Annotated in this window: 6 protein-coding genes; 5 read left to right on the top strand and 1 reads right to left on the bottom strand. The window is 63.6% G+C overall.

Annotated elements, in window-relative coordinates; all coding sequences use genetic code 11:
* Nucleotides 1-192: 192 nt before the first annotated feature.
* Genes ACXJ7R_RS26010 through ACXJ7R_RS25990 form a run of 5 tightly spaced genes read left to right on the top strand, consistent with a single transcriptional unit; the run spans nucleotide 193 to nucleotide 3,597 of the window.
* On the top strand, nucleotides 193-1,281 hold the full coding sequence (locus ACXJ7R_RS26010) for a hypothetical protein (protein WP_457154333.1): 1,089 nt from the start codon (nucleotides 193-195) through the stop codon (nucleotides 1,279-1,281).
* Nucleotides 1,271-1,582, top strand: a complete 312-nt coding sequence (locus tag ACXJ7R_RS26005) for a primosomal protein N' family DNA-binding protein (protein ID WP_457154332.1) — start codon at nucleotides 1,271-1,273, stop codon at nucleotides 1,580-1,582. The genes ACXJ7R_RS26010 and ACXJ7R_RS26005 overlap by 11 nt, the downstream gene beginning before the upstream one ends.
* Nucleotides 1,583-1,584: 2 nt before the next feature.
* Nucleotides 1,585-1,770, top strand: coding sequence for a hypothetical protein (locus ACXJ7R_RS26000; RefSeq protein WP_457154331.1), 186 nt, complete (start codon nucleotides 1,585-1,587; stop codon nucleotides 1,768-1,770).
* Nucleotides 1,767-2,912 (top strand): hypothetical protein, encoded by a 1,146-nt coding sequence (locus ACXJ7R_RS25995; protein ID WP_457154330.1) that lies wholly within the window; start codon nucleotides 1,767-1,769, stop codon nucleotides 2,910-2,912. The genes ACXJ7R_RS26000 and ACXJ7R_RS25995 overlap by 4 nt, the downstream gene beginning before the upstream one ends.
* 1 nt (nucleotide 2,913) lies before the next feature.
* Nucleotides 2,914-3,597, top strand: coding sequence for a hypothetical protein (locus ACXJ7R_RS25990; protein ID WP_457154329.1), 684 nt, complete (start codon nucleotides 2,914-2,916; stop codon nucleotides 3,595-3,597).
* 15 nt (nucleotides 3,598-3,612) lie between these two features.
* Here the strand turns inward: ACXJ7R_RS25990 and ACXJ7R_RS25985 are convergent.
* Nucleotides 3,613-4,271: sensor histidine kinase (locus tag ACXJ7R_RS25985; protein ID WP_457154328.1), on the bottom strand; the 659-nt coding region annotated here is incomplete at its 5' end.

Here is a 4,271-nt window from a genome sequence, read left to right as displayed (position 1 = left end):
GCGTGTTCCCGGCCGGGCTGGTGGAAACCTGATCCCACACCTCCAGCGCCAGCTCGGCCGGGTTCTCCCAACATAGGCAGCACTGCACACAGCGACCGCTTGGTCGCGCCCATAGTGTTGCCAAAATGGTTTCACGTGAGACGGAAAGAGAGCTCTCAGATGTCGAAGAATTACGATTGGTGGCGGCAGGCTTTGAAGCTGACCGGTGGCGAGTATCGCGAGCTGACGCGCGAACAGCTGCTCCTGCTCGGCCCTTCCGTCGATACCCCGGAGTCAGGATTTTTCAGGAACCGCCCGTTCAAGGACGCGCCGCTGGTTCCCGTCGCCATCTGGAAGGATGCGGCAGGCAACACGATCTGCCTGCAGAACGGCGAGGAAGCCGAGGCCGACAAGGTCTGGAACTATGCCTGCCGCAACCCGATCACGGAAGCGCTCTATCACTYGGTCCTGGCAGGCGGCGCGTGGCCGGATGAGCCGGCGTCGGTGGCGAAGGAACACAACCTTCCGGCCAAGACCGGCGACCTGCACCAGGATCTGACCATCGAACTGGCGGCCGAGAAGGAAACGGTCGAGACCTTCCTGAAAAAGGCGATCAGCACCCAGGAGCAGGCAGACCAAGCCGGCGTTTGGACGAAGAAGCTGGCAGTGATCGCCAACAAGGCGACCGAGCAGTTCAACGTCGAAAAGCGTCCATGGATCGAGGGCGGCAACGCTATCGACGAGAAGTGGCGCGATCTGCGCACCGATTCCAGCGCTCTCGCCAAGAAGCTGAAAAAGCACGGAGAGGCGTGGCTGCAGGAGCTGGATCGGCTGGAGCAGGAACGCCAGCGCAAGGCGCGCGAGGATGCGGATCGCATCCGGCGTGAGGCCGAAGCGGCGGCGCGAAAGGTGGCCGATGCCGCGCGCGCGGCCGAGGAAGAGAAGGCCCGGCGCGAAGCCGACCCGGCCCCCGGCCTCGCAGCTTCATTCGAACAGGAAAGCCGGCAGGAGGCCGAACGTCTCGAAGCCGAGAACGAGGCCAAGCGGCTGGCTCAACAAGCCGCCGACGCGGAGCGCGAGGCGCAGGCCCGTCCGGTCTTTGCCGGTCGGACCGGTGCGAAGGTGTCCCTCCATACCTACTGGATCGCGAACATCACCGACTACGACGCGCTGGTCCTGGCCGTGAAAGACGATCCCGAGGTTCGTCAGGCGGTCGAAAAGGTCGCCGCGCGCATCGCTCGCAACAAAGACGCCACCCTGCCAGCCGGCATGGAGCGCAAGGAGGACAAACGTGCAGCCTAACAAGATCGTCGCCGTGAAATTCGGCGAGAGCGACAAGACTTATGATTTCTTTGCTGGCGCGTTCGACGTCGCACCCGGCCAGCGCGTCATGGTGCCCATGCGCGGCCGAGAAATCTCAGTCACGGTCGCCGAGGTCAAGACCGAGTCCGAACTGGCAAAGGTCGCCATCCTCCGCATCGACGTGCGCACCGACGAGCAGCGCGCCGCCAAGCATCCGAACGGGGTCCAAAAGTGGTCGCCCGACGGCACGCTGCTCGACGAGAACGGCAACCGGTCGATCTTCGACGACGTGGACCAATAGCCATGAGCCCGGTTCGTCTCACCATCATCATTCTCTGGCTGCCGGTGGTTCTCTACGCCTTCATCTCCACGCTGCTGCGTGAGGGGCGCGCGGCCTGCTGGTACGCCTGGAACGAGGTCTGCATCGAACACGATGCGATGCGCCACGCATGGCGCGCCAACCGCTTCAACCCCGAGGATTGGAAATGAACGACCGTCCCAACCTGCCTACGCTGATCGCTGGCGCATCCGTGAGGGCCATCATTCCGACCACTATCGAGGAGACCTGGAGACTCTCGACAATGATAGTTGAGGCCGGCTTGGCGCCACAGGCTCTTGTCGGCAGAGAACCGGGCGAAGGCGCGGACAACGACGCCTGGAACCGTTGGGGCAAGAAGGGCACGAGCGCGGTCGCGATCGTCGTCATGTCGGGCGCGGAGCTTGGCCTGCCGCCCATGGTGGCGCTGCGGTCCTTCACCGTCATCGGCGGCAAGCCCGCCCTTTATGGCGACGGCCTGATCAATGTCGTCCGCAAGTCGGGCAGAGCGAAATCGCTCGAGCTGGGCTATCTCCGTGACGCGTCGAAGGAAGCGCTCCTCAATCTCGGCCTGTCCAAGGACGTGGTCGCTCAGATGAACACCGTCGACGAGCGCACCATCGGCTGGTGCAAGGCTGTGCGTGCAGACACAGGAGAGATGAAGGTCGAGGCATACTCGATCGCCGACGCCAAGCAGGCTGGGCTTTGGGACGAGCGCCCCACGCGGCGCGGCAAGGTGTGGAAGAACGGCAAGCAGGAATGGGGCGATGTCCCCAACGACGCATCCTGGTTTCGTCATCCGAAGCGGATGAAGCAGTGGCGAGCGGCCGGCTTCTGCCTTCGTGAGCTTTTCGGCGACGTCCTTGGCGGTATCCGCGACGAGTTCGAGGCGCGCGAGATTGCCGGTGAAGTGATCGAGCACAGTGACGAGCCGGTGACCGTTGCCAAGCTCACACCGCCATCGCCGCCGAAGCCGCCGAGCCCGGATGCACCGGACGCCAGTTCTGAGGCTGTCGTCCGGGATCTTCGCGATGAATGGCCCTCTCATGGCGAGCACGACGGCGCCGAAGCTGCCGAGGAGGAGGAACAGGAAGAGGCCTCCGACTACGGCGAGGGCAAAGCATTCAATTTCGGTAAGTTCTTCGAGGACTTCCAGCTTGCGCTCGCCGGCGCACGATCCGCGGTGGCCGTGGAAGAGGTCTGGACCGAGTTCGACGTGGCGGCGCGGTTCCAGAACGACGACAGCAGCCGCCAGTTGGCTGACCGGATCAAAGCGCGGCGGCTGGCTGCGCTCAACCCGCCGAGCGCAGACTGACATGGCCGGCCGGATCGCAATCCTTCCCGACCACGGTGCCCAGGTGCTCGGGCCGCCAGTGAAGTGGCGGCCGCGCGCCCTGACGATCAAGGAGAAGCTTGAGATTGTCGTCAGGCAGGGCGGCAAGGAGCCGGACGGCAAGACCCGGCTGCTCCCGCTCGAAGGCCTGGCCTTTGATCACATACCGGCTCTCCAGCGCCGCCGGTGGGATCCAGCAACGTCGGACACCATTCCACCCAGCTGCTCGCTGGAGCACGTGCAGGCTCTCAACAACCCGACCCATGCGGTCAAGACCGCGAAGCAGGATCAGCCCGAGATAGCAAAAAACGAAGCGCCTGGAAGGCAAGACCGGGCAGAAAAAGATCAAGCGGAAGATCTCGTCGCAGAAGATGCAGTCGAGGCCCTTCCCGAAGCGCAACCGGGGATTCCGATGACGCGCTCCAGCTACAGCGAAATGGCCGTCATGACCGGTTTCGTGTTCATCACCGACAACTGCCGCCCGGGCTCCATGAGCGTCAACAACGACGCCGAGAACGTGGTGCTGGAATGCCTTGGCCGCTACGGCGAGCGCCGCATCATCTATCGCGACACCCAGGGCGAGTGGGCAGAGCTGCTGCACACCGGCATCCAGTTTCGAGGCTTCGCCCCCTACACCGACCGCACGCCCGACGAGGAGGCAGCATGAGTGACAGCTTTTTCACTAGACTCGGTGCCGTTCTCCTGGCGGGTGAGCCGAGCGACGGGAATTCGTGAGTTCCTTGCCTTCGCCGGGCAAGGAGAACCGAAATACGGCCCCGGGTGATGCATTCGTGTCTGCCCACAGCCGGCCCCCGTGGGCATCGATGATCGACCGGCAGATCGACAGTCCCATCCCCACTCCGCTCGACTTCGTGGTGTAGAAAGCCTGGAAAACGCGATCGAGATGGTCCCGATCAATGCCCGGCCCTGAATCGCGCACGCACACGAGAACGTCACCGGTCTGGGTTTGCTCGGTGCTGATCAATAGCTCCCGTGGCCCCGCCTCGACTGTGCTCATGGCTTCGACCGCGTTCAGGATCAGGTTCAGCGCGACTTGCTGCAGTTGAACACGATCCCCTTCGACGGGAGACAGCGCCTCCGCGAGGCGGGTTCGGACCGAGACTCCATTCGCGGTGACTGCGCTTCGCGCCAATCCGATCACTTCGTCGATCGCCTCGTTCAGATCGAAACGAGACTTTCGAGGAGGCGCTTTCTTGATGTGATCACGGATACGGTCGATGATATCTCCGGCTCTGTCGGCATCGTCGACGATACTGGCGAGCGCTTCCCGGATTTCGCCCAGATCCGGCGGATTTCTGTCCAGAAAGTGCATGGCCGCAC

The sequence above is a fragment of the Mesorhizobium sp. P5_C1 genome (assembly GCF_054049815.1).
Note: the sequence above shows the minus strand (reverse complement) of the source record. Positions and strands in the feature narration are given on the sequence as shown.

What these genes read in the sequence shown, in the direction of transcription:
- ACXJ7R_RS26000 (WP_457154331.1), top strand. Translation starts at nt 1,585, where the DNA reads ATGAGCCCGGTTCGTCTCACCATCATCATTCTCTGGCTGCCGGTGGTT.
- ACXJ7R_RS25995 (WP_457154330.1), top strand. Translation starts at nt 1,767, where the DNA reads ATGAACGACCGTCCCAACCTGCCTACGCTGATCGCTGGCGCATCCGTG.
- ACXJ7R_RS25990 (WP_457154329.1), top strand. Translation starts at nt 2,914, where the DNA reads ATGGCCGGCCGGATCGCAATCCTTCCCGACCACGGTGCCCAGGTGCTC.